This is a genomic window from Bacillus sp. AK128 (genome assembly GCF_053903075.1).
This window is the reverse complement of record NZ_CP096379.1, coordinates 1,435,964-1,461,293: the sequence shown is the minus strand read 5'-3', so window position 1 is coordinate 1,461,293 and position 25,330 is coordinate 1,435,964. Positions and strand designations below refer to the sequence as shown.

The window sequence follows — 25,330 nt, the reverse complement described above, 5'->3', positions numbered from 1 at the left end:
AAAAACCCACTAGAATCAGGTTTCTAGTGGGCTTTAAGCTTAATTATATCTACTATTTTTGGTTTAATGCCTGCTTGAGGGGCACATCAAGTTTAATTAAGTCCTCATAAGTCTCGCGTTTCACAACAAGCTCAGCTTTTCCTTCTTCAGCAAACACAACAGCAGGGCGAGGAATTCTGTTATAGTTATTTGCCATTGAGTATCCGTATGCACCTGTGCAGAAAACGGCAAGAATATCGTCTGCAGTAGCTTTAGGTAGATCAATATCCCAAATTAGCATATCACCTGATTCACAGCATTTACCTGCTATTGAAACTGTTTCTTCTTTATTATCATTGACACGGTTGGCTAGGATCGCCTCATATTTCGCTTCATATAAGGCAGGGCGAATATTATCGCTCATCCCACCATCAATCGCAACGTATTTACGAACATTAGGAACTTCTTTTTGAGATCCAACTGTATATAGGGTGGTCCCAGCATCCCCAACTAAGGAGCGACCTGGCTCAATCCAAATTTCCGGCATATCAATTCCAAGTTCCTTAACCTTTGCCTTTACAGCATCCACTATTTCAATCACATATTGAGAAACTGGAATCGGATCATCTTCTGCTGTATAGCGGATTCCAAAGCCTCCTCCTAGATTGACAACCTTAGGGATATAGCTTAGTTCATCCTTCCAGGCTTTCATTTTTTCAAATAACTTTTCAGCTGCCATTACAAATCCTTTTGTTTCAAAGATTTGTGAGCCTATATGAGAATGAATCCCTAGTAATTCAACATATTCAAAGGTGTTAATTAATTTAATTGCTTCGTCCGCTTGACCACTTTGTAAATCAAAGCCAAACTTAGAATCCTCTTGACCTGTCAGAATATAGTCATGCGTGTGTGCTTCAATACCAGGTGTTACACGAATTAATATTTGAGTTTTCTTCTGCAGGCTTCGACAAATATCTTCTAATAGAGAAAGTTCATAAAAGTTGTCCACAACGAAACAGCCGATACCAGCCTCTAATGCCATTTGGATTTCGTAAGGGCTTTTGTTATTTCCATGAAAATGGATTCGGTCAACTGGAAATCCTGCTGCAATAGCTGTATATAGCTCTCCACCAGATACTACATCTAAGCTCAGTCCCTCTTCTTCGACAAGCTGAAACATGGCAATGGAAGAAAATGCTTTGCTTGCATAAGCAACCTGTGCTTTTATATTTAACTCTTCGAATGTCTTACGGAACCCACGAGCACGCTCTTTAATCAATGCTACGTCATACACATATAAAGGTGTCCCATATTCTTTTGCAAGAGTAATTGTGTCCACTCCACCAATTTGTAAATGGCCTTTTTCATTTACTGTACTCGTTCCGTGAAAAAACATAATCTTCTCCTCATTCCTATTTATATATACGTCATCCACTATTTAAAAAGAATATTATAAAAAACAGCTAATAGCAATGGCTATTAACTGTTTAGATACTTTAGCTATTAAAACAAACTGTATCATAATTAAAAGGTACGTGCAATAAGTTAAGAAGGTGTTCTTCTCTTATTTTGTGGATGGACAATACTAGGACGTAATTTTGATCCTGGTACCGATGATCTCACTAATATCTTCAGGAATGCAACAGGTTCAAAAGGTAGGAACGGCCATAAGTATGGCGTGTTCAGAGATTTTATACTTGCTAGTAACAGGATATATAGAGTTACTGCTATTACAAACCCTGGTACATGGAACACTGCGACAAAAATTAACATGATGAGTTTTGAAATTTTATTAGCAATACCCAGCTCATAGCTTGGTGTTGCAAAGGAACCTATTGCCGAAATAGCAACATACAAAATGACTTCTGGAACGAATAACCCTACGTCAATTGCTATTTGTCCAATTAGTGCTGCAGCTATTAACCCCATGGCAGTTGATAATGGAGTCGGAGTATGAATGGCCGCCATCCTTAAAAACTCAATCCCAACCTCTGCTAGAAATAATTGTACGATTATTGGAATGCTTGTCAATTCATTGGGCCCAATAAAGTCTAATGGATCTGGTAATAGATGTGGTTCTAAAACCAATAACAACCACAGTGGTAATAAGAATAATGACGCAAAAATCCCAATAAATCTAACCCATCTGATGAATGTTCCAACAGCAGGTGCTTGACGATACTCCTCGGCATGTTGTACATGGTGAAACAATGTTGTCGGAGTTAGAATTACACTCGGAGACGTATCGACCAATATAATAACATGGCCCTCAAGTAAGTGAGAAGCTGCTACATCCGGTCTTTCTGTATAACGTACTAGAGGATATGGATTATACCCTTGCTTCACCAAAAATTCTTCGACTGTCTTATCTGCCATCGTTAATCCGTCTGTTTCAATTCCTTTTATTTCTTTTTTAATTACTTTAACCAGCCCTGGGTCCGCTACATCATCCAGATAGGCAATACACACGTCCGTTTTTGACCGTTCACCTACTTGTAATATCTCATGCCGTAAACGTTCGTCACGCAATCTTCTTCTAATCAGCGCTGTATTAACTATAATATTTTCAGTAAAACCATCTCTTGCACCTCTTATAACCTTTTCCGTATCAGGCTCTTGAGGTGTTCTTCCAGGATAACTACGAACATCAACTGCAAGACCCTCATTCTCTCCTTCAATTAAAAATACTATAAGTCCAGATAGAAGTTTATCAGTCACTTCATCTAAGTTTTTAACCTTAGCAACTTGCTGATGGTTAATATGTTCTTCAATAACCTTGACAGGATCTTTCTTTGGGTTTTCTTTCTCATCAATAGCTTGAACCTGCTTTAGAATAGTTAAAATAAATTGGGTATCACTAAGCCCTGTTAAAAAGAGCATGTGCACATCGACATCAACCACTTTAAATTTTCTGATGCCTATATCAAAAGTGGTACCCATTCCAACTCTCTCTTTAAAGTATCTTTCATTTTCCTCCAGAACTGGAGAAATGGGCTTTTTATTCTGAGTTTGCTCGGTCATAGTATCCACTCCTTTCTAGGATAATCTCGACAGCCTTTAAGGTAATCGGACAGCCTTTTTTCAAGTCATCTTTACCTGCCATTTTTCCAATATCACCTACACCGACTTTAATGGGAACTTCTAGTTGATCCAGACAATAAACCGTATCACCATTTATTCTCCCTATATCTAGTTCCTTTAGACCGTATTTATCTATGCCAAACTCTGTCAATTCACCAAACCGGTCTATACATACGTCTACTTTGGCCCATTCGTCATGATGTGATTTAGAAGCAACAGCAATTACACCTAACACGTCAATTTGCTGATGATTTGCTACATATAACAATGCCCGCTCTCCAGCACCCTCACCTATATACCCGCAATCATCAAATAATACAAACACAGGATCATATGGAGTTTTTAAGATTAGCTGAACAAGTTTTTGTCCAGTTAATAGAGAGGGGTTCCCTTGTGATTGAGAAATACATCTTCCCCCAAACTGAGCTGCAGCATGTTGAACAGCTTTATGTGCATATTCATCTCCATCTGTCACTAGAATAACCCTTCTCTTTTGTTCCATGAATCCTTATCCTTTCGGTTTAAAAATTATTGCTACTAAAAATGCAAATAATATCGCTGATGAGATTCCGGCAGATGTTAATTCAAAGATACCAATCCCTATCCCAATGAAACCGTGGTCCTCTGACTGCTGCATCGCGCCGTGTAATAAAGAGTGTCCAAAGCTTGTAATCGGAACAGTTGCACCTGCACCAGCTACCTCTATTAACCGATCATAGAGACCAAAACCATCAAGTACTGCCCCTGCTACTACAAAAATACTCATTACGTGTGCCGGTGTAAGCTTGGCAAAGTCTAATAGGACTTGGCCAATTACACAAATAAATCCTCCAACTACAAAGGCCATTAAATATTCCACGTTTGGTCACCTTCTTGCACAGCTTCAAATACAACACCATGAGCAATCGTAGGGATACTTTCTTTCTGCTGAATCATAACAGGGCTTAGTAACGCTCCGGTTGCAACCACTAAAATACGCTTGTATTTTTTCTGCTTCAATTGATCTAACAAATAACTAAATGTTACAACAGCAGAACATGCACATCCGCTTCCTCCAGCAAAAACCTCTTGATCCGGTCTGAAAATCAGGAGTCCACAATCATTATGGATACCAGAAATATCAATATCCTCTTCCTTCAAGAGCTCCCTTAAAATGGGAGAACCAATACCTGATAAGTCTCCTGTTACGATTAAGTCATAATCATCAGGCTTTCGATTTAAATCCTTAAGATGCTGTTGAATGGTATCCGCTGCCGCTGGCGCCATCGCAGAGCCCATATCATATGGATTTTTCACTCCATAATCAACCACTCTACCAATCGTAGCACTCGTGATTTTAACGGGGCTTCTTCTTTTTCCAATAAGAATTGCTCCTGCACCCGTTACAGTAAATGTGGCGGTATCAGGCTTTTGTCCGCCATATTCGGTTGGATACCTAAATTGTCGCTCTGCTGTGGCATTGTGACTACTAGTTGCTGCAAGAACATGATTTGCGAAGCCTCCATCTATAAGAGCCGAGCCTACTGCCAATGTTTCCATAGAAGTGGAACAAGCTCCAAACATACATAGAAAAGGCATTGCTTGCATGCGAGCCACATAATTAGCAGTTACATTTTGATTTAATAGATCACCCGCTAGAAATAAATCTACATCCTTAGCAGTCAGACTAGCCTTAGATAGGCAAGTCTCTATGGATTGAGACATGAGATGCCGCTCAGCCAATTCCCAATTATCTTGTAAGCAATAAAGATCTTTGTAACAATGATCAAAATACTCACCTAATGGACCTTCAGACTCCTTAGGACCGACAGCTGTACCGACTGATTGAACATAAATGTCATCTTTAAAATTCCATGTTTGGCCGCCAGTAAGTTTCATACTCGTCCTCCTGGTCATTCTTGCTGAGAGTCAAGTTGCTAGTTCTCCACTAAAAAATAAAGTTAATCAAGTATCGAATCACACCAATAACATAGGCTGCTACTACCCCGAAAACGATGACACTTCCTGCTAATTTGAACATATTAGTGGCAATTCCTAAGACGATTCCTTCACTACGGTGCTCTAAGGCTGCACTAGTCATAGAATTCGCAAACCCTGTAACTGGGACAGCCGATCCAGCACCTGAGAACTGGCCGATTTTATCATAAACACCAAGTCCAGTAAGTATGGATGAAATCAGAACTAACGTCGCAATTGTTGGGCTCCCTGCTGTTTTTTCAGTGAAATTAAAGAAGGTAATAAAAAAATTTTGTATTCCCTGACCCACTGTACAAATAAATCCACCTACTAAAAATGCTTTTATACCATTAGATATATAAGGGGGCTTAGGCTGAAATTTTCTAATCTGGTTTAGATAATCATCTTTCATTTTCGAGCCAGCTGTCACTTGGTGGTACACTCCCTTCTATAGATCAACATAATAAATCCAATGGAATAATGAGCCAAGTACCTTCCCTAGCACAATCGCCATTACGAGAATAATGATTTTATCAAATACACCTATTCTTTTCGTTAGGATTGGTAATACGTTAACCACTTCAGTTAAGGCTGCCGCTAGCATTCCTATAAACACCCCACATAAAAGTCCAATTGGCATGGTCCACCAGCCAGATATATTAAAGCTATGATCTCGTAAGCTTAACACTCCACCTGTTACTGCACCGAGGATGATCGCCCATTCGTAGGCTTGGATAAACTTTATCGTTTTTGTTAACTGTGTTAGTCTTGGAATAATTCCTAGCACTGTTAAAAAAGCAACCAAGCCAGCTCCGACCGCTAACCCACCAGCAAGCCCGATAAATAGTGTAAGAAACATCTCAATGATCATGCAGCTTTTTAGTGCTTTCTTTATTTTCTGTCATACTCACATATCGATCCAAATCCTGCTGGTAATTAAACATTTCGACTTCTAATGGGCTGGGCTCTTCATTAATTCTCTTCCTAAATAAATGATTGAAAAATAAAACCATTCCAAGACCAAGGCCAATAGAATAGGGAATCTGTAAAAATAATGGCTTTTCTACTTCTTCCCCTGTAATGATGTAGTAAATTCGCTTATGGACCTCTCGCATACTAACATCCTCATGGAAATTCATGATGGCTAAACCAGCCCCAACAAAAAGCAATAACCAGACGCCAACAAAAAATATTGGAGAGAAATTACGCTTTTTATATTCAATTTCTACAATGGTTTGGGAGGAACCGGTTACTTGAATATCGACATTCGGAAAAAGCGAATAAATTTTATCAATGACTGTCATCACGTCAATTATTACGATATTTTTATCACTCATATTGATGTGATACACAATTTTTTCACCGATTACCTTTTTTAACGAATCAGTAGAAATAATTTGAGCAAGATCACCGATGGTAACCGTGTGATTCGGCATAACCTTTATCTTGTGACGCATCCTTAAATATAGAGTTTCTTCCATCGATATCACATCCTACACAAGAATTTCCTTGTAACAATTAGTATGCATGTTACACCTTTCTCTAATGCTTGGGTATTTGTACCAACATCAACAAATAATTGCGTCAAAATCGATGCTAATTGCACCAAACTAGAAATAATTGCACAATTCCTATTTCGTCTATATCAACAAAAAAAGACCAAACAGGCTATACGCCCATTCGGTCCTTCATTTGTTGCAATATTTTCTTTTCAAGTCGTGACACTTGGACCTGAGATATGCCCAATCTAGTGGCTACCTCCGATTGAGTTTGGTCCTTGTAATATCTCAGATAAACGATCAATCTTTCCCGCTCATCTAGATCTCGAATGGCCTCTTTCAATGCAATCTTATCAAACCATCCTGTTTCTGTATCATCTGCGATTTGATCTAGAAGAGTAATTGGATCTCCATCATTTTCATAAACTGTTTCATGAATTGATGATGGTGCTCGACTTGCTTCTTGAGCTAGAACCACATCCTCTGGAGATATCTCCAAACGTTCAGCAATCTCTGTGATTGTCGGAACTCTTCCATGAATTTTTGAAAGTTCATCTCTAGCTTTTCGAATTTTATTGCCCAATTCCTTGAGCGATCTACTTACCTTGACTGTTCCATCATCCCTTATAAAACGTTGAATTTCTCCAATGATCATAGGGACAGCGTAGGTTGAAAATTTAACATCATACGATAAGTCAAATTTATCGACGGATTTTAATAATCCAATACACCCTATTTGAAATAAATCATCTGGTTCATATCCTCTATTTAAGAAGCGTTGGACCACTGACCAAACTAAACGCATATTTTTTTGAACGATTAAATCTCTCGCTCCTTGCTCGCCAAGCTGACTTCGCTTGATTAAATCCTTGACCTCATGATCCTTTAAGTATGTTTCGTTCTTTTCTTTTTTGACCTCCACATCCATATACAGTTCTCCCTTAGTTACAAAGCGCTTTGCTCTTCGTTAAATGCTTAGTCAAGCGGATGGTTGTACCGTTTGTTTCATGAGATTCAAGCTCAAAATGGTCCATAAAGTTTTCCATAATGGTAAAGCCCATTCCAGAACGTTCAAGCTCTGGTTTTGTAGTAAACAACGGCTGACGCGCTTCTTCAATATCAGAAATCCCAATCCCATTATCTCGAATAGTTAAATGTACGGTATGCTCATCTAAAACAACTGAAATATAAACGACACCATCTGGATTATTTTCATAGCCATGGATAATTGCATTGGTAACAGCCTCTGAAACAACTGTTTTAATTTCCGTTAATTCATCCATAGTTGGATCTAGTTGCGCAATAAAGGCCGCAACCGTTACACGAGCAAAAGATTCATTTTGACTTAATGCGGAAAATTGAAGGTGCATTTCATTTTTCATGTTACGCCACCCCCAATGTAACAAGTGCAAATTCTTCATTTTCCTCAAGACGGATAATTTTAAACAGTCCTGACATATCAAATAATCGTTTTACAGCAGGAGAAATTGCGCAAACTACCATTTCTCCACCTGCATTCTTGATTTGCTTATATCTTCCTAAAATGACTCCTAGACCAGAGCTATCCATAAAGGATAATTGCTCTAAATTTAAGATGATATGATTGATATTATTTTTTTCAAGGGACGCTGTTACCTTTGCCCTTAACTCTTCAGCCGTATGGTGATCTAATTCACCTGCTAGTCGGATGCAAAGTACGCTGTGTTTAATTTCTAAGTCAATCGAAAGACTCACTTTTAATTCCTCCTTAATTCTTAGGCTAGTGAGTCATTTCGCTATTTGTATTTTGAATTCCTTCAAGATGACAAAACTAGTGGTAATTCGCCTAAATTAGTCAACATATTAGGAAGTCTTCGTGAATAAACCGACTGAACGTTTAAATAATTGCCACCAATTCGCCATTTCAACATCCTCAGCTGCTAAAATCGGGCTTTCGACAATATTTTTATCACTTCTCTTAATGATTAATTTCCCTAACTCATCACCTTTTTTAACAGGTGCCTTTACATTCTCATTTAATACAACCTCTTGTGTTACATCATCAATGTTTTCACCTTTTTTAGTTAGTACTGAAATACTTTCCGATGTTACTACATCCACATACTTTGTATTTCCTTTGCTTATTTTTGTTTTTCCTACAACAGCAGCTCGATCTAGTAAAGGATGTGTCTTGTATTGACTGAATGCATAATCGAGCATCTTGGTAACCTGTGCATTTCGGTCTTTTGGAGTTGGGGCTCCCATTACGACAGCTATAACACGCATATTGTCTTTTTTAGCAGTAGCTGTTAAACAGTATTTTGCTTCACTCGTGTAACCAGTTTTTAAACCATCTACCCCCGGATAAAATTTCACTAAACGATTGGTGTTAACTAACCAAAACTTCTTATCGGTATCTTGACGTAGGTAATCCTCGTATAAGCTTGTAAATTTTGTGATTAAATCGTATTTTAATAATTCCTTTGCCATTAACGCCATATCTTGAGCTGTACTAAAATGGTTTTCTGCAGGAAGTCCTGTTGGATTCATAAAGTTGGTATTCTTCAATCCAAGATCCTTTACTTTATCGTTCATCATCTTAACGAACGCCTCTTCAGATCCGGCAATTCTTTCTGCCATTGCCACCGAAGCATCATTACCCGAAGCGATTGCGATTCCTTTTAGCATCTCCTCGACCGTCATTTCCTCGCCTGCTTCAAGGAATATTTGCGACCCACCCATTGAAGCAGCGTACTCACTTGTGCGAATTTTTTCATCAAGAGTAATACTTCCACTATCAATCGCTTCCATAATTAAAAGCATCGTCATAATCTTTGTCATACTAGCAGGTGGAAGCTTCTCATCACTGTTTTTGTCATAAAGAATTGTTCCAGTATCTCTTTCAATTAAAATTGCTGATTTTGCTTTTTCTGCTAATTCTACCTGTGATTCCTCAGCCATTGTTAAAGCAGGAAATATCAATGATAAAGCTAATGTCATATATACGATTCGGTGTAAAAATTGTTTTATCATTACAGAACCCCTCCATTCTTTATAGATGACATTTTTACCAATAAAAGGACATTTATACAACTTTAAGTAAAATAACGAAAAATTAATTTCCAAACAAAAAAGAATGAAGTAAACACCTCATCCTTTTTGACTACTCGGCTCTATTAATATTAATAACTTGACCGCTTGTTTTTACTCTCCAATCGTATTAATCAGATGTTTATAAACCGCTCTTTTTTAGAAAGAAAAAGCCATAAATCTCTAAGTTGAGCTGAGATTTATGGCTTTGTTAAGCACTAGCTTATGATGTAATAGTATCGTATATGAGTGTTGGAGCTTCGACTGGATTTTGAACAAGTTTAATTGCTGATAAGACGCTATTCTTAATATCGTCTATTTTTTCGTGATTACTGTGGATTGTGACGAGCGATTCACCAATCTCTACGTGGTCACCAATTTTCTTATTTAGAACAAGACCGACAGCTAAGTCAATCTCAGATTCCTTGGTTGCACGGCCAGCACCTAGCTTCATGGCAGCAGTTCCCATTTCATCTGCAATAATTTCAGCAACATAACCTGCCTGCTCTGCTTGAACCTCTATGATATGCGTAGCAGTAGGAAGTTTGGTTGGATCGTCCACGACTGAACCATCACCACCTTGATTCTCTAAGAAGGTCTTGAATGTGGATAATGCCTGCCCGGATTTTATGGAATTGGAAAGGAGCTCTCTTGCTTCTTCAAGAGTTTCTGCTTTTTCTGCTAAACAGACCATATGACTTCCTAATACTAAGCATAATTCTTCTAAATCCTGTGGTCCTTTTCCTTGCAATGTATCGATTGCTTCTTTTACTTCTAACGCATTCCCGATAGCAAATCCTAATGGCTGACTCATATCAGAAATGACAGCCATTGTTTTACGTCCAACATTATTGCCGATTTCAACCATTGCTTTTGCTAAGACCTTCGCATCATCTAGATCCTTCATAAATGCTCCAGCACCGGTTTTCACATCTAATACAATTGCATCTGCACCTGCTGCAATTTTTTTACTCATAATGGAGCTCGCAATAAGAGGAACCGTGTTAACAGTTGCTGTTACATCACGAAGTGCGTACAGCTTCTTATCAGCTGGAGTTAAATTTCCACTTTGACCGATCACTGCTAGCTTATGTTGGTTGACTAGTGAGACAAATTTCTCATTGGTAATCTCTACATTAAATCCTGCTACTGCCTCTAGCTTATCGATGGTGCCTCCTGTATGACCTAGCCCTCTTCCAGACATCTTAGCTACAGGTACACCAACGGATGCTACGAGAGGACCTAATACAAGAGTCGTGGTGTCGCCTACTCCACCTGTACTATGTTTATCAACCTTCATTCCTTCAATCATGGTTAAGTCAATTTGATCACCTGATTCGACCATGGCCATCGTTAAATCTGCTCGCTCTTGGCTACTCATATCTTTAAAAAATACAGCCATTGCAAACGCGCTCATTTGATAATCGGGAATATCGCCGTTTGTGTAGCCTTGGATAATAAAATCTATCTCTTTTTTTAATAGTGAAATACCATCGCGCTTCTTCTGAATCAAATCTACCATTCTCATCGTTCATCATCCTTTAGTAAAAAGATTCTATTTACAGGCTGTTTTCTCATACTTTGTTGATATTTTAACAAAAAATAAATTTGTATTGGGTCCGCTGATTTCCTCTACAGGCACTCGCTTCCGCTCCAATCAACTCTATGTTTTAACAAAGAGCTTTACAAATAGCAACAATCTTTCGAAAAGAGCCTGTTTTTTAAAATTTATCAAGACTTGTTAACAAAAAGACCTTGCTAATTTTTAGTGTTGCTTTCATCAATTTCAAAGATTCATTTTACGAAAGAAAGGGCCATAATAGCCCTTTCCATTTCGTATTAAACCGTCGCAAGGAATTCCTTTACCAGCTTAATGAACTTTGGTTTTGCACGGTTTGCTACTTCCACTACTTGTTCATGTGTTAAAGGTTCTAGTTCTTCGCCAATTGCCATATCTGTGATACAAGAGATTCCAAGTACCTTTACTCCCATATGACTTGCTACAATTACTTCTGGTACTGTCGACATACCAATCGTATCCGCTCCTAGATTTCGAAGCATGATTAGCTCTGCAGGAGTCATATAGGTTGGTCCTGTAATTCCAGCGTAAACGCCTTTTTGAACTTTAATATCAAGATTTTTTGCCACTTCTTTTGCTGTCTCAATATAAGCTTTCGTATAAGCACGGCTCATGTCTGGGAAACGAGGTCCTAGCTCAGACTCATTAGGTCCTATTAAAGGATTACCACCAGTCATATTTAAATGATCTTCAATTAACATTAAATCTCCAGGTTCAAATTCCTTATTCATACCACCACAAGCGTTGGTTACAACAATGGAGTGTACCCCTAATCCCTTCATTACACGGACCGGAAAAGTTACCTCCTGCATCGAATAGCCTTCATAAAAATGGAATCTTCCTTGCATAGCGATCACTGCTTTACCCTTTAGCTTTCCGACTACTAGCTTTCCAGCATGGCCTTCTACTGTTGATACTGGAAAATTAGGGATGTTTTCATAATCTATTTTGACCGCTTCTTCAATTTCATCTGCTAGTTCACCTAAACCTGAGCCTAGTATTAAACCGAACTCTGGCTTAAGTTTTGTTTGTTCTTCTATGTAAGTAACAGCTTCCTTCATTTTAACTAGTATGTTCTCCATTAATTCGTTCCTCCTATTTCCTTAACAACCTCTTTTACAAGTGAGAGAAAACTTGCTTTTGCCAGAGCTGTTGTTTCCATTACCTCATCATGAGTAAGTGGCTGATCTAAAATTCCAGCAGCCATATTGGATATACATGAGATCCCCAACACACGTAAGCCTGCATGTCTTGCAATAATTACCTCAGGTACAGTTGACATACCAACTGCATCCCCGCCAAGCTTTCGAATCATACGAATTTCTGCAGGTGTCTCATATGAAGGGCCGGTATTGCCAAGATAGACTCCTTCTTTTAAATCGATTCCTAGTTTACTTGCTACTGCTTTGGCCTTCTTTTGAAGCTCTGGACAATAAGCATTTGACATATCAGGAAAACGAACCCCAAATTCCGGATCATTTTTTCCTATTAGTGGGTTTTGGCTCATATTATTAATATGATCCGTGATAAGCATCAGATCACCTGGGTTAAAAGCGGTGTTTACTCCACCAGCTGCATTTGTGACAATTACCGTCTCTACTCCAATTTCCTTCATCACTCGAACAGGGAAGGTTACCTTATGAAGACTATATCCTTCATAAAAATGAAAACGCCCCTGCATGGCTACCACTTGAACACCTTCTAGGTCTCCAATCACCAATTGTCCAGCATGTCCTTCTACTGTTGATACAGGGAATTCTGGGATCTCATGATAAGGTATTGTAATTTGATTTTTTATTTCTTCTGCTAAAACCCCAAGTCCCGAACCTAAAATGAGACCTACTTTGGGTGTTTTGTCTAGCTTTTCTTTAATATAATTAGCCGATTGTTCAACCACTGATTTCTCCATATGATTACCCCTTTATTATTTCTTTTAAAAAGCTTGTTCCATGTTCCGGCATTGGAACCTGGAAGTTATCAGAGATAGTGGCACCAACATCCGCAAAGGTCATACGGATTGGTAATTCACCCGTTTGATTAAATGAAGGACTGTATACTAGCAATGGCACATATTCTCTCGTATGGTCTGTTCCTGGATGGGTCGGATCATTTCCATGATCAGCTGTTATGATTAAAAGGTCATCCTCTTTTAAATAGTTAAAAACCTCTGGTAACCTAGCATCATACTCCTCAAGTGCTTGACCATACCCTTCTGGATCTCTTCTATGTCCGAATAATGCATCAAAATCAACCAAATTTAAAAAGCTCAAACCAGTAAAATCTGCTTGAAGTGTTTGAACTAGTTGATCCATTCCATCCATATTGGATTTAGTACGTAATGTTTGTGTTACCCCTTCTCCGTCATAAATATCGGAGATTTTACCGATCGCAATCACATCAAACTGGTGATCTGCTAATTCGTTCATTACGGTTCTACCAAATGGTTTTAATGCATAATCATGACGATTTGCAGTTCTTTTAAAATTACCTGGCTCACCTAGAAACGGTCTAGCTATAATTCGACCAACCATATACTTTTCATCTAATGTGATTTTTCGTGCAAACTCACAAATTTGATATTGTTCTTCAATCGGTATAATCTCTTCATGTGCAGCTATTTGCAAAACAGAATCAGCAGATGTGTACACAATTAAAGCACCCGTCTCGATATGTTCCTGCCCAAGCTCATCGAGGATTTCAGTACCTGAAGCAGGTTTATTTCCGATCACCTTTCTACCGGTATGCTCTTCAAGCTGTTGAATAAGCTCAGGTGGAAATCCTTCTGGAAAGGTTCTAAAAGGTGTTTTTATATGTAACCCCATAAGCTCCCAGTGTCCTGTCATGGTGTCTTTTCCATTGGATGCTTCCTGCATTTTAGTATAGTAGGCAAGCGGATTTTGAGATTTCTCTATCCCCTTGATCTCACGGATATTACTTATTCCTAGCTTTGCCATATTCGGCATATGTAGTCCATTTCGATGTTCGGCTATATGTCCAAGTGTATCGGAACCTAAATCGTTAAATTCTTTGGCATCCGGTGCTTCACCTATTCCAACCGAATCCATGACGATCAGAAATATACGTTTATAAGGATAATTCTTAGTCAAAGACTTCCCTCCTAAGGTTTCATTAACTATCATTATATTTTCCAATATAACATTAAATAGTATACATTTTCGACTTTCCCTAACTTCAAACGTCAGAGGTCAGACAACTTAAAGTATAACGTTTGGTTACAAGTCCTTCAATCTATTATTCTCTTTTTAGAAGAAAAGGCCTAGAAAATATAGCTTTTCTAGGCACGTGGGTGGAAGGTTTTATATACATCTTTCATTCTAGCTTTCGTGACATGTGTATAAATTTGTGTAGTCGATATATCAGCATGGCCAAGCATCTCTTGAACCGCTCTTAGGTCTGCTCCATTTTCAAGCAAATGAGTAGCGAACGAATGTCGTAATGTATGTGGAGTTAACTCCTTTTTAATGGATGCTTCAGCTGTTAAACGTTTTAGTATTTTCCAAAACCCTTGGCGTGAAATACGGTTCCCGTGGTGATTTAAAAATAAGGCGTCTGTTGTCTTTTTACCAATTAGCTCGACTCTTCCTCGATCCAAGTAATTCTCTAATGCTTCTGAAGCAGCTCGTCCAACCGGGATAATTCGTTCCTTATTGCCCTTTCCTACGCACCTTAAAAAGCCCATCGTTAAATGGATATCACCTAAATCCAATCCAATAAGCTCAGATACACGAATACCCGTAGCATATAGAACCTCTAGCATTGCTCTGTCTCTAATACCATACGCAGTCTCTTGATTAGGAGTTTCAAGTAAGAGCTCAACCTCTTTCATAGAGAGTACTTTGGGTAACGTGCGTTCAGGTTGAGGTGTTTCAACATGAACTGATGGGTCATGTGATACAGCTTTATCCCTCAACAGAAACTGATGAAAGGAGCGAATTGAGGCAATATGCCTAGCAAGCGTTCTAGAAGATAAACCTGATTCCTTTAATTGTTTGAGGAAACCAAGAATATGTATTCTAGAAATTGACTCTAAGGCATCAAGCTTGTCAACGTCCTTTATATGTTGGATATATTTCTTTAAGTCTCTCTCATAGGACTCTAGCGTATTCGCTGCCAATCCACGTTCTACTGTTAAGTAATGAAGGAAATCCTGTAATTGATCATTCAAGTTTCTTCTACTCCCCGAAGTGATAAAATAGCTTTAGTCTGTCTAATAAGCTGTTTTCAGATTCTGATACCATTGCAGTCACTTTAATGGCCGATCCCTCGGGCTCATCATATCTGTGATAGTCTTGGTATTCTTGATTTATCCATATAAGTCCATAATAAAATAAAATGGTACACCCCGTAAATAAGATAAAGACTTTCACTGTATTAAAAGCTAACTTTAGCCATGTAATCATTTGTTTGCCCCCAATCATAACCATCTAAAAATTAAACTATCCTAATAGAAGGTATATGCCAGATAGGACAATCTTTATACTATAAAAAAAGAAAAAAACCCTCCAAAATCTGAAAGGTTATTCCTCCACGGCTTCTTCTTTGTCAGTACATCGATGACAGATGCCATGAAAAGTCAGTCGATGATCTTTGATTTTAAAATTCCAGTCACGCTCTACAATTTCCTCTACATCTCCAAGGAGATCCTCTTGAATTTCATCCACTGCACCACATTCGATACAAACAAGGTGATGATGAAAATGAGCAGCTCCCTCTTGTCTAAGATCATATCTGGAAACGCCATCTCCAAAATTAATTTTATCTACAACCTTTAACTCAGTTAAAAGCTCTAATGTTCGGTACACAGTTGCTAGTCCAATTTCAGGAGATTTTTCCTTAACGAGGAGGTAGACATCTTCAGCACTTAAATGGTCTTCTTCATGCTCAAGAAGCACTCTTACAGTTGCCTCACGCTGAGGAGTTAATTTATAGCTTGAAGAGTGTAGATGCTTCTTTATCCGATCAATGCGATTTTCCATTGTATATTCCCTCCCTCGCCGTTCACTACCTAATTATAGCAAATGTGGAGGAACTGTCAAAATAAAATAATTATAATTTGGAATATGTAAATATTACTAACTAATAATTATTATTTATTAATAATATTTACAACATGTTTCATAAGTAACGGAGAACTATATGCTTCAAATGCTGAAGCGAATGCAACAATGCAACAAATAACAACTGCTACTCCCGTATACCGACTAAAAATTTGCATGAAAGGAAGATTCGCACGTTTGGCGATTATTTGTCCAATTAATCGGAGTGAGAATGATACAGCTACCGTCCCGATAATAATAAAAGCAGGAATGACAATTAAGTTTTGAGGTAAAACCGATACAAATGACAGTAAAAAGCCTTCCCATCCTAACTGATTCACTAAAAAGCCAACTGTAAAACCTACTACTATTCCTTTTAAGAATAAAAGGATCAAAATAATCGGCAAACCAATAATGGATATTCCTAAAATCCACATCAGTCCAATGTATTTAAGGTGATGCATATAACTTTGAAGAAATAAGTCATTCGCGTTTGCAAACTCCCCCTCAACAACCTGTCCAAAAAAACGGCTGATATATAGATATAAATCTTGTTTCTGGCCAGGACTTAAACTATTAACGACAATGGCTCCAAACACAATACCCATCATAAATAATACTGTTATAAATAAGTAGATTGAGGAATGTTCTTTTATATGATTGGAAATCAGATGCTTCAATGATTGGTTCTTCATTTGGCCCTCCTATTAACTTTACATTTTATTGGTTGTTGGTTTATGCGGTTTGAATACTATTAAACGGCTCTTTACTTGATTTTATGAGCCATTTCCAAATCTATGACAATTTAATAGAAGAAAAATATTCCAGAATTTGTAGGTGTATGATATACTCTGAAAAATGTATGTGGAGTGTGACATTATGAAACCAGTATTACTAGATTTCCCAAGTGAGTTTACAAGTGAGAGATTATTAATTCGAATGCCTCTACCAGGGGATGGTAAGGTGGTTCATGATGCAGTCATTGCATCTCGAGAAGAATTAAAGCCTTGGTTACCTTTTGCCCAAAAAGATCAAACAGTTGAACAAGTAGAGGAAAACATACGGGAAGCTCACGCGAAGTTTTTACTTAGGGAGGATTTACGTTTACTAGTTTTTGATAAGAAAACAGGTGAATTTATTGCATCTTCAGGATTGCACCGAATAGATTGGGACGTACCTAAGTTTGAAATTGGCTATTGGATTGATCGTCGATACAGTGGTAAAGGTTACATGACTGAAGCGGTTGAAGCGATCACTCGTTTTTCTTTTGATATACTAAAGGCAAGAAGAGTCGAAATCCGAATGGATTCTAGAAATGAGCGAAGTCGTGCTATACCTGAGAGATTAGGCTACGTACTAGAAGGGATTTTACGGAATGATGACCTTGCTGTGGATGGATCTGGGATTCGAGATACATGTGTATATGCAATGGTTCGATGAATCTTAAATAAAGTAACGTTAGAGACTAAATTTCCCCATAGGTGTTTCGCAAAGTAAAACCCTGCTTGGTCCATTGAACCAAGCAGGGTTTTATCATAACTATTCTAAACTAGCAGATTCCAAAAACAGCTTTAATCTCTCCTGATATTCCTGCTCAGCTACAGTATAGGCTTCAGTATGTCCAGCTCCTGGCACAATCCATAATTCCTTTTCACTAACAGCTACACTATATATCTCATCAGCCATTTCAGTCGGAACAAGTTTATCTTCATCACCATGAATAATAAAAAGAGGTAATTTGTTTTTCTTTACACTGTTAACTGCCGAGGCCTCTTCAAAGGTATAACCTGCTCTGAATTTTGTCACAATGCTTGTTACTTCCATAATTGGAAATGCAGGAAGACGATATAGATATCTTAATTGATGAGACAACTCATCCTTCACTGATGTATACCCACTATCTGCAATGATTCCTTTTACTTCAGAAGGAAGTTCTTCTCCGCTTGTCATTAAGACAGTAGCAGCTCCCATTGAAAAACCATGAAGAAAGATGGCAGTTTCTTTCTTTTCATTTATTAAAAGATTTACCCAGCTTACATAATCCTTACGATCATGCCAACCGTAGCCAATATAATCTCCTTCGCTCATACCATGCCCTCTGGCATCGGGTTTTAACACATCATATCCCAGGTCATAGTAATACTTTGTAATCCCTGGCATTTGCTCACTATTCCCTCGGTAGCCATGAGCTAAAATGACTGCTTTTCCATTCGAATTTTCATTTTTTAAGAAGCGACCTTTTAGGAGTAAACCATCAGCAGATTTAATCTCAACGGTTTCAAAGGTTTGTTGCTCTGTCCATTCCATAAGCTCAGCTAGTTTATTTTGCTGTTCTTCTGTAGCCATTAAGCTATCAGCTGCAACACTTTCCCCACCACCGTGTAATTCAGGTCCATCTTGCCCTCGATTTATAGCAACTTGATAGAAGTAGTTACCTGCGATTCCGAGTAAAGTAATCAACACTAGTACCACAATCATGCTTATCTTTAATACTTTATTTTTCACATTCATTCCCCTTTTTAATCTATAGTACTATGAATATAGTAACAGAAAGCTTTAGGAAAAAGAGAATAAATATGTTACCAATTATCGGTTTACCATGGTTATTTAATCATAGTAAAAAGAGACTGGGACAAAACCTAATACACCAGTCTCAAAGACGAAGACGAATAATCTCTAAATTAGTCTGCCGATCATATATAACTGTTTTTGGTTTCTTTCATACTTATTAACCAGTTAAACTGGATAAACAAGGTTGCTCCATTGCGCTTCAGGCACTCGCTTTCCGCGGGGCGGGCGGTGAGCCTCCTCGGCTTCGCCTGCGGGGTCTCACCTGTCCCGCTACTCCCGCAGGAGTCGAGTGCCTTCCGCTCCATTCCACCAGGTTATAAAAATTGTATGAAAAATCAACAACTTAATTGAAGATAAAAAATAAAGACCCGAACTAGTAGATGAAAGATACATCAAAATATCGCCTAATAGTTCGGGTTTATCACTGGCTGAAATACTTATGTCCCAGCCTCTTACTTCTCGACCTTGCCATACTTACCTCCACCACCTGCTTGGAAGGAAAGTGTACCATTTCTTGCTTTTATAATGGACTCTGCTATGGCAGGCGGCACTAGCTCATGTAAAGTGGCTTCAGGTGCTTTGTGGATAATTGCCATTTCCGTTTTAAAATAATCTCGGAGCTTTTCCAATGTTTTGGGACCAAGACCAGGTATAAATTCTAATGGGACTTGATGAATATAAGGGGGACGCGGTTCGTGTACACCATTAAATGACTTTAGCTCCAGCAGTCTATCATATACTCCCCTTACTACCTTCGAGCTTCCACAGGTTGGACATGCCTCCATCGTATTCTCTAATAAAGTTAAACACTGATCACAGGTGGTCCGGTGATATTTACCAAGCTTGGGATCAAGACCATAATTAGCAACAATTCCTCTACCCTCTTTATTATGAAGTGCTTTTCTTAACTCTTCAAAAGTTGGAGCCTTCATCTTGATGATTTGATGCTCCCGTCCGATCTTGGGTAAGGAGTGCGCATCCGAATTTGTTACATAGCTATAAGGGTGCAATTCTTCGATTTGATCTGCCATCGACGTATCTGAGCTTAACCCTAGCTCAACAGCATCTATATATTCAGGATCAAACACCTCTTGCAGAGTGGTTTCCACCCCTTTTCCATATAGACTTTTATAAGGGGTAAAAATATGAGCAGGGATAAAAATACCATCTAACTCTTTTACCTTTTTCTGAAGCTCAATTGCATTGACATACATCCGTTGGGAGCTTAACGTAATATTCTTCATTCGCTGACTCATCCAAAAAGAGAATTCTTTCATTTGAGCAATTTTTGGTAAAAATGCTAGTACATGGATTGGCCCTTTACAGTTTTCATCATAGATTTCAATCTCTGTCCCCAGAATGAGGGTAACGTGCTGAAATCGTAACCCACCGTCTGAAAGTTCGATGACCTCTCCCTTCTTGATGAATTCCTCTAATTCTTGGATAACTTCAGGAACGTGACAATCAATTACGCCAATCATGTCCATTCCCTTTTTTTCCGTTGATTCAATTAAAATGTTCTCTATCGTTAGCGAACGGGCCCCAGTTATTTTGACCGGCTTACCTGTACCCGTTCTTCCAATATGGATATGTAAATCAACATAGTATTCTTCCATCACTTATCGGTTCACTGCCTTCTGTAATTCTAAATATTGTACCGCATATGCTGTTTTCGCATCGTAAATTTTTTGTTCATGTATATATTGCTTCGCCTCTTCTATAGACAAGGCAATCACTTCGACAAATTCATCTTCATCCAATTCTAATTTATTTTCCTTCTGAGTAAGACCTTCAGCAACATATAGGTGGACCATTTCATCAGCAAAGCCCGGTGACGTGTAAAACGAGATTAAATGTGTCAAGCTGGCACATCCATAACCCGTTTCCTCCTCAAGTTCCCTTCTTGCTGTAAGCTCTGGCTTTTCTCCTTTTTCAAGCTTTCCTGCAGGAATCTCCACTAGTTCTCTTTCTAGAGCTTTTCGATACTGGCGAACCATCACAATTTTGCCATCATCTGTTATTGGAATAACTGCGACTGCACCTGGATGCTTAACAATTTCTCGTGTGCTCGTTTTACCATTAGGAAGTAGTACTTCTTCTAATACTAGATCAATAACTCTTCCTTCAAACAATGTTTTAGATGAAAGAGTTTTTTCTTCAAAGGATGATGTCATCTTATTCTCTCCTTGTTCTATCTAAGTTTTGTCCTTCATACATTCTAACATAGTTGAATGGGGGGATTTTAAGTGAAAATACATTTACACAAACAAGGTATTTATATGGCAGGTAAGGCTTGGGAAATACAAAGTAAACTGAAAGAATATAGTCAACATTACGATACCATTTCTGATTGGATTACAGATGAAAGATTGGCAAAAAGAAAGAGTAAAGTGATTCCCATCTCTACCAAACGCACTCATTCAATGAAAGAGTAGTAGTAGAACTACTTAATGATGGTTTTCTATGGTTAATAAACGTTTCTTTAGCTCTTTTCTCCAAGTTTTAGACTCCCTTGATCCGCTACCTCATGACCCAACTGTCATTCCTCCTTTTAAGATAAAGAATAGCATTCAAATTTACCCACTATCAATGTTTTGATAAGATAGTATTATTCAACATGACTCGTGACCATTAACTAAGATTGAAAAGGAGGAATAATGATGAATAAACGTTATATAGGGAAGTCAGATTTGTTGGTTAGTGAAATTGGGTTGGGGTGTATGTCTCTTGGAACGGAGCTTGAAAAGGCAAAGTCCATTATTGATGAGGCAGTTGATCTCGGTGTCAATTACTTAGATACTGCAGACTTGTATGATCGTGGAGTTAATGAAGAAATTGTAGGTAAAGCGATTAAGAAAAACAGAGAAAAGATCATCCTTGCGACCAAGGTTGGAAACCGTTGGACTGACGGACAGGACGGTTGGGGCTGGGATCCAAGCAAAGCCTATATAAAAGAGGCGGTCAAGGATAGTCTAAAGAGACTTCAAACTGATTATATTGATTTGTATCAATTACATGGAGGAACCATTGAGGATCCAATCGACGAGACTATAGAGGCTTTCGAAGAATTAAAAGCTGAGGGCTTAATTCGTCACTATGGTATTTCCTCCATTCGGCCAAATGTCATTCGTGAATACATAAATAAATCTTCTATTGTTAGTGTCATGATGCAGTATAGTATCTTAGACAGACGACCTGAAGAAGAGGTTCTTAATCTTCTTAACGATAACTCGATTAGCGTCATTGCAAGAGGACCGCTTGCTAGAGGAATGTTAACCAACTCATGGGCTGACAAAGTTAGTGAGAAAGGCTATCTACATCTTTCCAAAGAACAATTGATGGGCAGTCTATCAGAACTAGTGAATGCACTTCCGTCAAGACCTGTTCAAGAATATGCTTTAAAGTATTGCCTCGCTCATCCAGCAGTTGCCGCAGTGATGCCTGGAGCGAGTAGTCTCACTCAAGTAAAACAAAATATTGACGCTGCTTCGTCAAATCCTTTATCAGAGCAAGACATGCAAGTTATTAAACAAATCATACCTGCAGATACCTATCAACAGCATAGATAAAAAGCATTAGGAGGCGCACTAAAGCTTCCTTTTTGACTTGGGCTTAACCTCACACTAGGAGTTCTATTCATGAATCTATCAACTACAACTTTACAAAAAATTACAGATAAGTTGGAACAACATCAAATCAACTATGCGCTGGGCGGGAGTGGGTTACTTTATTCCTTAGGATTGGGGAATCGTGTAGGAGACTGGGATCTCACGACAGATGCTTCCCTTGAAGAAGTAACAGATGCGCTTTACCCACTTCCCTACAACTTAATTTCATGTGGAGATTATCCATTTGGAACCAAGTTCAAATTACTCTTTGATACCAATCCAGAGATTGAAATCATCGGTGGGTTTTCCATTTATCACGAGGACAAGCTTTGTACCCTACCAACAATTCAGGCCTTCAGATGGAAGGAGATTTACGTCAATAGCCCAGTTGTCTGGTATGTTGGGTATATGCTTATGGGGAGAATAGTAAAAGCTAATCTATTAAAAACGTATTTAATTAATCATGGTGCTGATCATGAAGCAGTAAGAATACTTTTGAGAGAACCATTACCAGATTATATAACTAAGGAATTAAAAGGTTTCACCATAAAGAATCAGCTATAAAAATAGAGAATCTCATAATGAGATTCTCTATTTCGCTAATTCCAGACTTTTTAGAAGCGGTAAGATTATTCTTACTGTCGTTCCATTATTTTCTTCACTCTCAAAACTAATTCTGCCTTGATGGGATTCAATAATTCGATAACTGACCATTAAACCTAACCCCGTCCCCTTCTCCTTTAATGTGTAGAAGGGCTCTCCTAATCGGGGAAGAATGTCTTTTGGAATCCCTACACCAGTATCTTTTATACTCACTTGAACTTGTGAGTCACCTAATTCTTCAATCGTGACGGACAATTTACCACCTTGAGGCATGGCTTCCATTGCATTTTTTATCAAGTTAATGAATACTTGTTTAATTTGATTTCCTTCACAAAAAATATTTGCTTCGTTCACTTGATAGTTTTCGTTAATCTCAATTCCAAATAGCAAGGCTTGTGGTTTTGAGAACTTAACTACTTGTGAAACTAGATGAGTCATGTCTTGCTCCCGGTAGTGAACAGCTTGTGGTTTTGCGACAGCCATAAATTCATTAGTAATCATTTCGATTCGATCTAATTCAGACAGCATTAACTCTATATAACTCTTTTTGGCGCGCCCTTCCTGTGACTCGATGAGTTGGGTAAAGCCTTTTAGAGTAGTTAATGGATTTCTAATTTCATGCGCAAGTCCTGCCGCTAATTCACCCACAACCGCTAGTTTTTCAGACTTTTGGAGCAGCTCTTCTGTTTTCTTAAGCTGACTAATATCAATACATGATCCAATCACCTCATAAACCTCATCGCCTCTTTTTATAGGTTTAAGGGTGATTACGCAAATTCTATTTTTAAGAGTAACCTCAAAAGAGACATCTTGACCAGCCCAAGCTAGATGATAATAATCAATCAGAGTAGGAACATATTCTTCGGTTTCAAGCTCATCTAGTCCTTTCCCCACTATATCCTCTGGCTTTATTTCTAACTCATATAATAATTCCCCATCGCATAAAGTGTGTATATACTTACCATCAATTCTTGAAAATTTAAAAATAATTCCTTGTTGTCTCCTTACGGTATCCTTTAGTTCGCGTTCTGCTTCCAGAAGCTTTTTCTCTACCTTCTTCTGTTTCGTTAAATCACGCGTAATTGCTGCTAGACGAACTATCTCATTTTGTTCATTTCTCACAGGTGATATTGTCATATTGATGTTGATTAGGCTCCCATCTTTTCTTTGTCTAATGGTTTCATGAGCTATCAGACTATTCCCCTTTGATATCTCTGCGATTACTTGATCTATATCGTCCTTACAATTAGGCATGAGTTCTCTAAAGAGCTTACCTTTTACCTCTTCCTCTCGCCAGCCATAGACGGTTTCAAATCCATAATTCACACTTAAAATCCGACCCTCAATGTCCATGATTGTAATACTATCAGGGGTGTATTTAAAAAATGAATGCAGAAGCTCTTGAGTGTGCCTTAATGTTTTCTCTGTGTTCGCTTTCTGTAGGAATACAACCTGGAGTTTTGAAAAAAAGTAAGCTTTTAAAATATACGCGTAACCAAATGTTTTGATGATATGACCGACTACTACATAAATATCATTTATCTGATGATAAATCGTAAGGGTTAACTCACTAAGCAACAGAAAGACAAGTGCATATGAGAGGTCAAGATCTACCGATTCTTTTGTAAGATTAAATCTTCTAAGAGTGTTGACCAAAGTTATTAATAAAATGAGACTACAAAAATATTCAATCCCATTCTTTAAGGCTGTAGGGCCTACCTCGTTTATGATGAGTGCTGGTAAACTTTTTTCAAATGTAAATATGATGGAGGAACTGATCATTAGAAGGGAAATAGTTAAAATTGAAATGACCTTTCGATTTGTAAAGGTTAATTCACGTCCATCTGACAATGTTAAGAATAATAATCCCATTGATGCTGTCAATCGAGCTAAGATCCAAAACCATCCTGTTTTTTCAATTGAGCTATCTGTTATAAAAAAAGGCATTCCTGGGTAAGTCAGAAGATGTAACAAATCCAATAAACCAATACTTAAAAAGATGAACGGAATCCATAAAAAAGCATGACTTCTCACATCATCAAAGGCTTTCCAGCCATACATACTAATTGAAAAACAAACCATTACACTGAAGATTTCAAGAAGTGTATGAATAGATAGATGGTACTGTATTGAATAGATTTGATTGAAAAAACCATCAAATAAAAGTGCAGATAAAATGAGTAAAGCTGATCCTACAAGTAAAAAGAAAGCAAACCTATTTCCCATAAACTCTACCATATACACCAACCTTATATACGAATAACCATTTTATAAAATTACATAATCTTCTAAATTTTAACATTCATTAGTAGAATTTTATCGAATTAT

Annotated in this window: 28 protein-coding genes; 4 read left to right on the top strand and 24 right to left on the bottom strand. The window is 38.0% G+C overall.

Going from position 1 to position 25,330, the window contains the following annotated elements:
- Nucleotides 1-52: 52 nt before the first annotated feature.
- The 20 genes from lysA to spoIIM all read right to left on the bottom strand — a co-directional run bounded on the left by lysA (nt 53) and on the right by spoIIM (nt 16,915).
- The gene (lysA, locus tag M1D60_RS07045) at nt 53-1,375 is read right to left on the bottom strand and encodes a diaminopimelate decarboxylase (protein ID WP_456278453.1); all 1,323 of its coding nucleotides are present in this window, start codon (nt 1,373-1,375) and stop codon (nt 53-55) included.
- 149 nt (nt 1,376-1,524) lie between these two features.
- Nucleotides 1,525-3,000: a spore germination protein gene (locus M1D60_RS07040; protein WP_456278452.1), complete on the bottom strand. Its 1,476-nt coding sequence runs from the start codon at nt 2,998-3,000 to the stop codon at nt 1,525-1,527.
- Entirely contained in the window at nt 2,978-3,562 is a 585-nt protein-coding gene (locus M1D60_RS07035; RefSeq protein ID WP_456278451.1) for a stage V sporulation protein AE, read from the bottom strand. The genes M1D60_RS07040 and M1D60_RS07035 overlap by 23 nt, the downstream gene beginning before the upstream one ends.
- A 6-nt stretch (nt 3,563-3,568) precedes the next feature.
- Nucleotides 3,569-3,919 carry a stage V sporulation protein AE gene (spoVAE, locus tag M1D60_RS07030; protein ID WP_456278450.1) on the bottom strand — a complete coding sequence of 117 codons (351 nt, stop codon included), beginning with the start codon at nt 3,917-3,919 and terminating at the stop codon, nt 3,569-3,571.
- A complete protein-coding gene (spoVAD, locus tag M1D60_RS07025) occupies nt 3,907-4,938 on the bottom strand; it encodes a stage V sporulation protein AD (protein WP_456278449.1) in 1,032 nt (343 codons plus the stop codon). Before spoVAD ends, spoVAE begins: the two co-directional genes overlap by 13 nt.
- A gap of 49 nt (nt 4,939-4,987) precedes the next feature.
- Complete coding sequence (gene spoVAC, locus M1D60_RS07020) at nt 4,988-5,428, bottom strand: stage V sporulation protein AC (protein ID WP_456279379.1); 441 nt, start codon at nt 5,426-5,428, stop codon at nt 4,988-4,990.
- Between the two features lie 36 nt (nt 5,429-5,464).
- Nucleotides 5,465-5,887, bottom strand: a complete 423-nt coding sequence (locus M1D60_RS07015) for a stage V sporulation protein AB (RefSeq protein WP_456278448.1) — start codon at nt 5,885-5,887, stop codon at nt 5,465-5,467.
- Complete coding sequence (locus M1D60_RS07010) at nt 5,877-6,497, bottom strand: stage V sporulation protein AA (RefSeq protein WP_456278447.1); 621 nt, start codon at nt 6,495-6,497, stop codon at nt 5,877-5,879. Before M1D60_RS07010 ends, M1D60_RS07015 begins: the two co-directional genes overlap by 11 nt.
- 187 nt (nt 6,498-6,684) lie before the next feature.
- Nucleotides 6,685-7,443 (bottom strand): RNA polymerase sporulation sigma factor SigF, encoded by a 759-nt coding sequence (gene sigF / locus M1D60_RS07005; protein ID WP_456278446.1) that lies wholly within the window; start codon nt 7,441-7,443, stop codon nt 6,685-6,687.
- 13 nt (nt 7,444-7,456) lie between these two features.
- A complete protein-coding gene (gene spoIIAB, locus M1D60_RS07000) occupies nt 7,457-7,897 on the bottom strand; it encodes an anti-sigma F factor (RefSeq protein WP_456278445.1) in 441 nt (146 codons plus the stop codon).
- A 1-nt stretch (nt 7,898) separates the two neighbouring features.
- On the bottom strand, nt 7,899-8,249 hold the full coding sequence (spoIIAA, locus tag M1D60_RS06995) for an anti-sigma F factor antagonist (protein WP_456278444.1): 351 nt from the start codon (nt 8,247-8,249) through the stop codon (nt 7,899-7,901).
- A 108-nt stretch (nt 8,250-8,357) separates the two neighbouring features.
- On the bottom strand, nt 8,358-9,524 hold the full coding sequence (locus M1D60_RS06990; protein ID WP_456279378.1) for a D-alanyl-D-alanine carboxypeptidase family protein: 1,167 nt from the start codon (nt 9,522-9,524) through the stop codon (nt 8,358-8,360).
- Nucleotides 9,525-9,807: 283 nt separating this feature from the next.
- Entirely contained in the window at nt 9,808-11,112 is a 1,305-nt protein-coding gene (locus M1D60_RS06985) for a pyrimidine-nucleoside phosphorylase (RefSeq protein ID WP_456278443.1), read from the bottom strand.
- 311 nt (nt 11,113-11,423) lie between these two features.
- Nucleotides 11,424-12,245, bottom strand: coding sequence for a purine-nucleoside phosphorylase (locus tag M1D60_RS06980; protein ID WP_456278442.1), 822 nt, complete (start codon nt 12,243-12,245; stop codon nt 11,424-11,426).
- Nucleotides 12,245-13,072: a purine-nucleoside phosphorylase gene (locus M1D60_RS06975; RefSeq protein ID WP_456278441.1), complete on the bottom strand. Its 828-nt coding sequence runs from the start codon at nt 13,070-13,072 to the stop codon at nt 12,245-12,247. The genes M1D60_RS06980 and M1D60_RS06975 overlap by 1 nt, the downstream gene beginning before the upstream one ends.
- Before the next feature lie 4 nt (nt 13,073-13,076).
- The gene (gene deoB, locus M1D60_RS06970) at nt 13,077-14,228 is read right to left on the bottom strand and encodes a phosphopentomutase (protein WP_456279377.1); all 1,152 of its coding nucleotides are present in this window, start codon (nt 14,226-14,228) and stop codon (nt 13,077-13,079) included.
- 230 nt (nt 14,229-14,458) lie between these two features.
- Nucleotides 14,459-15,349, bottom strand: a complete 891-nt coding sequence (xerD, locus tag M1D60_RS06965) for a site-specific tyrosine recombinase XerD (protein ID WP_456278440.1) — start codon at nt 15,347-15,349, stop codon at nt 14,459-14,461.
- 7 nt (nt 15,350-15,356) lie between these two features.
- Nucleotides 15,357-15,584: a YqzK family protein gene (locus M1D60_RS06960; protein ID WP_456278439.1), complete on the bottom strand. Its 228-nt coding sequence runs from the start codon at nt 15,582-15,584 to the stop codon at nt 15,357-15,359.
- A gap of 117 nt (nt 15,585-15,701) precedes the next feature.
- Nucleotides 15,702-16,160 (bottom strand): ferric iron uptake transcriptional regulator, encoded by a 459-nt coding sequence (gene fur / locus M1D60_RS06955; RefSeq protein ID WP_456278438.1) that lies wholly within the window; start codon nt 16,158-16,160, stop codon nt 15,702-15,704.
- A 110-nt stretch (nt 16,161-16,270) separates the two neighbouring features.
- The gene (gene spoIIM, locus M1D60_RS06950) at nt 16,271-16,915 is read right to left on the bottom strand and encodes a stage II sporulation protein M (RefSeq protein ID WP_456278437.1); all 645 of its coding nucleotides are present in this window, start codon (nt 16,913-16,915) and stop codon (nt 16,271-16,273) included.
- 184 nt (nt 16,916-17,099) lie between these two features.
- Between spoIIM and M1D60_RS06945 the strand changes: the two genes are divergently transcribed.
- On the top strand, nt 17,100-17,660 hold the full coding sequence (locus M1D60_RS06945) for a GNAT family N-acetyltransferase (protein ID WP_456278436.1): 561 nt from the start codon (nt 17,100-17,102) through the stop codon (nt 17,658-17,660).
- A gap of 99 nt (nt 17,661-17,759) precedes the next feature.
- Here the strand turns inward: M1D60_RS06945 and M1D60_RS06940 are convergent, their stop codons facing one another.
- The 3 genes from M1D60_RS06940 to M1D60_RS06930 all read right to left on the bottom strand — a co-directional run bounded on the left by M1D60_RS06940 (nt 17,760) and on the right by M1D60_RS06930 (nt 20,965).
- Entirely contained in the window at nt 17,760-18,731 is a 972-nt protein-coding gene (locus M1D60_RS06940) for an alpha/beta hydrolase (protein WP_456278435.1), read from the bottom strand.
- A gap of 512 nt (nt 18,732-19,243) precedes the next feature.
- A complete protein-coding gene (locus tag M1D60_RS06935) occupies nt 19,244-20,407 on the bottom strand; it encodes an endonuclease Q family protein (RefSeq protein WP_456279376.1) in 1,164 nt (387 codons plus the stop codon).
- A gap of 3 nt (nt 20,408-20,410) precedes the next feature.
- Entirely contained in the window at nt 20,411-20,965 is a 555-nt protein-coding gene (locus tag M1D60_RS06930) for an NUDIX domain-containing protein (RefSeq protein ID WP_456278434.1), read from the bottom strand.
- A 72-nt stretch (nt 20,966-21,037) separates the two neighbouring features.
- Between M1D60_RS06930 and mciZ the strand changes: the two genes are divergently transcribed.
- The 3 genes from mciZ to M1D60_RS06915 all read left to right on the top strand — a co-directional run bounded on the left by mciZ (nt 21,038) and on the right by M1D60_RS06915 (nt 22,963).
- The gene (gene mciZ / locus M1D60_RS06925; RefSeq protein ID WP_456278432.1) at nt 21,038-21,226 is read left to right on the top strand and encodes a Z-ring formation inhibitor MciZ; all 189 of its coding nucleotides are present in this window, start codon (nt 21,038-21,040) and stop codon (nt 21,224-21,226) included.
- A 225-nt stretch (nt 21,227-21,451) separates the two neighbouring features.
- Nucleotides 21,452-22,360, top strand: a complete 909-nt coding sequence (locus M1D60_RS06920; RefSeq protein ID WP_456279375.1) for an aldo/keto reductase — start codon at nt 21,452-21,454, stop codon at nt 22,358-22,360.
- Between the two features lie 69 nt (nt 22,361-22,429).
- Nucleotides 22,430-22,963: a hypothetical protein gene (locus M1D60_RS06915; protein ID WP_456278431.1), complete on the top strand. Its 534-nt coding sequence runs from the start codon at nt 22,430-22,432 to the stop codon at nt 22,961-22,963.
- A gap of 27 nt (nt 22,964-22,990) precedes the next feature.
- Here M1D60_RS06915 and M1D60_RS06910 read toward each other — a convergent pair whose 3' ends face one another.
- Nucleotides 22,991-25,240 (bottom strand): MASE3 domain-containing protein, encoded by a 2,250-nt coding sequence (locus M1D60_RS06910; RefSeq protein ID WP_456278430.1) that lies wholly within the window; start codon nt 25,238-25,240, stop codon nt 22,991-22,993.
- Nucleotides 25,241-25,330: the final 90 nt, after the last annotated feature.

What these genes read in the sequence shown, in the direction of transcription:
- lysA (WP_456278453.1), bottom strand. Translation starts at nt 1,375, where the DNA reads ATGTTTTTTCACGGAACGAGTACAGTAAATGAAAAAGGCCATTTACAA.
- M1D60_RS07040 (WP_456278452.1), bottom strand. Translation starts at nt 3,000, where the DNA reads ATGACCGAGCAAACTCAGAATAAAAAGCCCATTTCTCCAGTTCTGGAG.
- M1D60_RS07035 (WP_456278451.1), bottom strand. Translation starts at nt 3,562, where the DNA reads ATGGAACAAAAGAGAAGGGTTATTCTAGTGACAGATGGAGATGAATAT.
- spoVAD (WP_456278449.1), bottom strand. Translation starts at nt 4,938, where the DNA reads ATGAAACTTACTGGCGGCCAAACATGGAATTTTAAAGATGACATTTAT.
- spoVAC (WP_456279379.1), bottom strand. Translation starts at nt 5,428, where the DNA reads ATGAAAGATGATTATCTAAACCAGATTAGAAAATTTCAGCCTAAGCCC.
- M1D60_RS07015 (WP_456278448.1), bottom strand. Translation starts at nt 5,887, where the DNA reads ATGATCATTGAGATGTTTCTTACACTATTTATCGGGCTTGCTGGTGGG.
- M1D60_RS07010 (WP_456278447.1), bottom strand. Translation starts at nt 6,497, where the DNA reads ATGGAAGAAACTCTATATTTAAGGATGCGTCACAAGATAAAGGTTATG.
- sigF (WP_456278446.1), bottom strand. Translation starts at nt 7,443, where the DNA reads ATGGATGTGGAGGTCAAAAAAGAAAAGAACGAAACATACTTAAAGGAT.
- spoIIAB (WP_456278445.1), bottom strand. Translation starts at nt 7,897, where the DNA reads ATGAAAAATGAAATGCACCTTCAATTTTCCGCATTAAGTCAAAATGAA.
- M1D60_RS06985 (WP_456278443.1), bottom strand. Translation starts at nt 11,112, where the DNA reads ATGAGAATGGTAGATTTGATTCAGAAGAAGCGCGATGGTATTTCACTA.
- M1D60_RS06980 (WP_456278442.1), bottom strand. Translation starts at nt 12,245, where the DNA reads ATGGAGAACATACTAGTTAAAATGAAGGAAGCTGTTACTTACATAGAA.
- M1D60_RS06975 (WP_456278441.1), bottom strand. Translation starts at nt 13,072, where the DNA reads ATGGAGAAATCAGTGGTTGAACAATCGGCTAATTATATTAAAGAAAAG.
- deoB (WP_456279377.1), bottom strand. Translation starts at nt 14,228, where the DNA reads ATGGATTCGGTTGGAATAGGTGAAGCACCGGATGCCAAAGAATTTAAC.
- M1D60_RS06960 (WP_456278439.1), bottom strand. Translation starts at nt 15,584, where the DNA reads ATGATTACATGGCTAAAGTTAGCTTTTAATACAGTGAAAGTCTTTATC.
- fur (WP_456278438.1), bottom strand. Translation starts at nt 16,160, where the DNA reads ATGGAAAATCGCATTGATCGGATAAAGAAGCATCTACACTCTTCAAGC.
- spoIIM (WP_456278437.1), bottom strand. Translation starts at nt 16,915, where the DNA reads ATGAAGAACCAATCATTGAAGCATCTGATTTCCAATCATATAAAAGAA.
- M1D60_RS06945 (WP_456278436.1), top strand. Translation starts at nt 17,100, where the DNA reads ATGAAACCAGTATTACTAGATTTCCCAAGTGAGTTTACAAGTGAGAGA.
- M1D60_RS06940 (WP_456278435.1), bottom strand. Translation starts at nt 18,731, where the DNA reads ATGAATGTGAAAAATAAAGTATTAAAGATAAGCATGATTGTGGTACTA.
- M1D60_RS06935 (WP_456279376.1), bottom strand. Translation starts at nt 20,407, where the DNA reads ATGGAAGAATACTATGTTGATTTACATATCCATATTGGAAGAACGGGT.
- M1D60_RS06930 (WP_456278434.1), bottom strand. Translation starts at nt 20,965, where the DNA reads ATGACATCATCCTTTGAAGAAAAAACTCTTTCATCTAAAACATTGTTT.
- M1D60_RS06920 (WP_456279375.1), top strand. Translation starts at nt 21,452, where the DNA reads ATGAATAAACGTTATATAGGGAAGTCAGATTTGTTGGTTAGTGAAATT.
- M1D60_RS06915 (WP_456278431.1), top strand. Translation starts at nt 22,430, where the DNA reads ATGAATCTATCAACTACAACTTTACAAAAAATTACAGATAAGTTGGAA.
- M1D60_RS06910 (WP_456278430.1), bottom strand. Translation starts at nt 25,240, where the DNA reads ATGGTAGAGTTTATGGGAAATAGGTTTGCTTTCTTTTTACTTGTAGGA.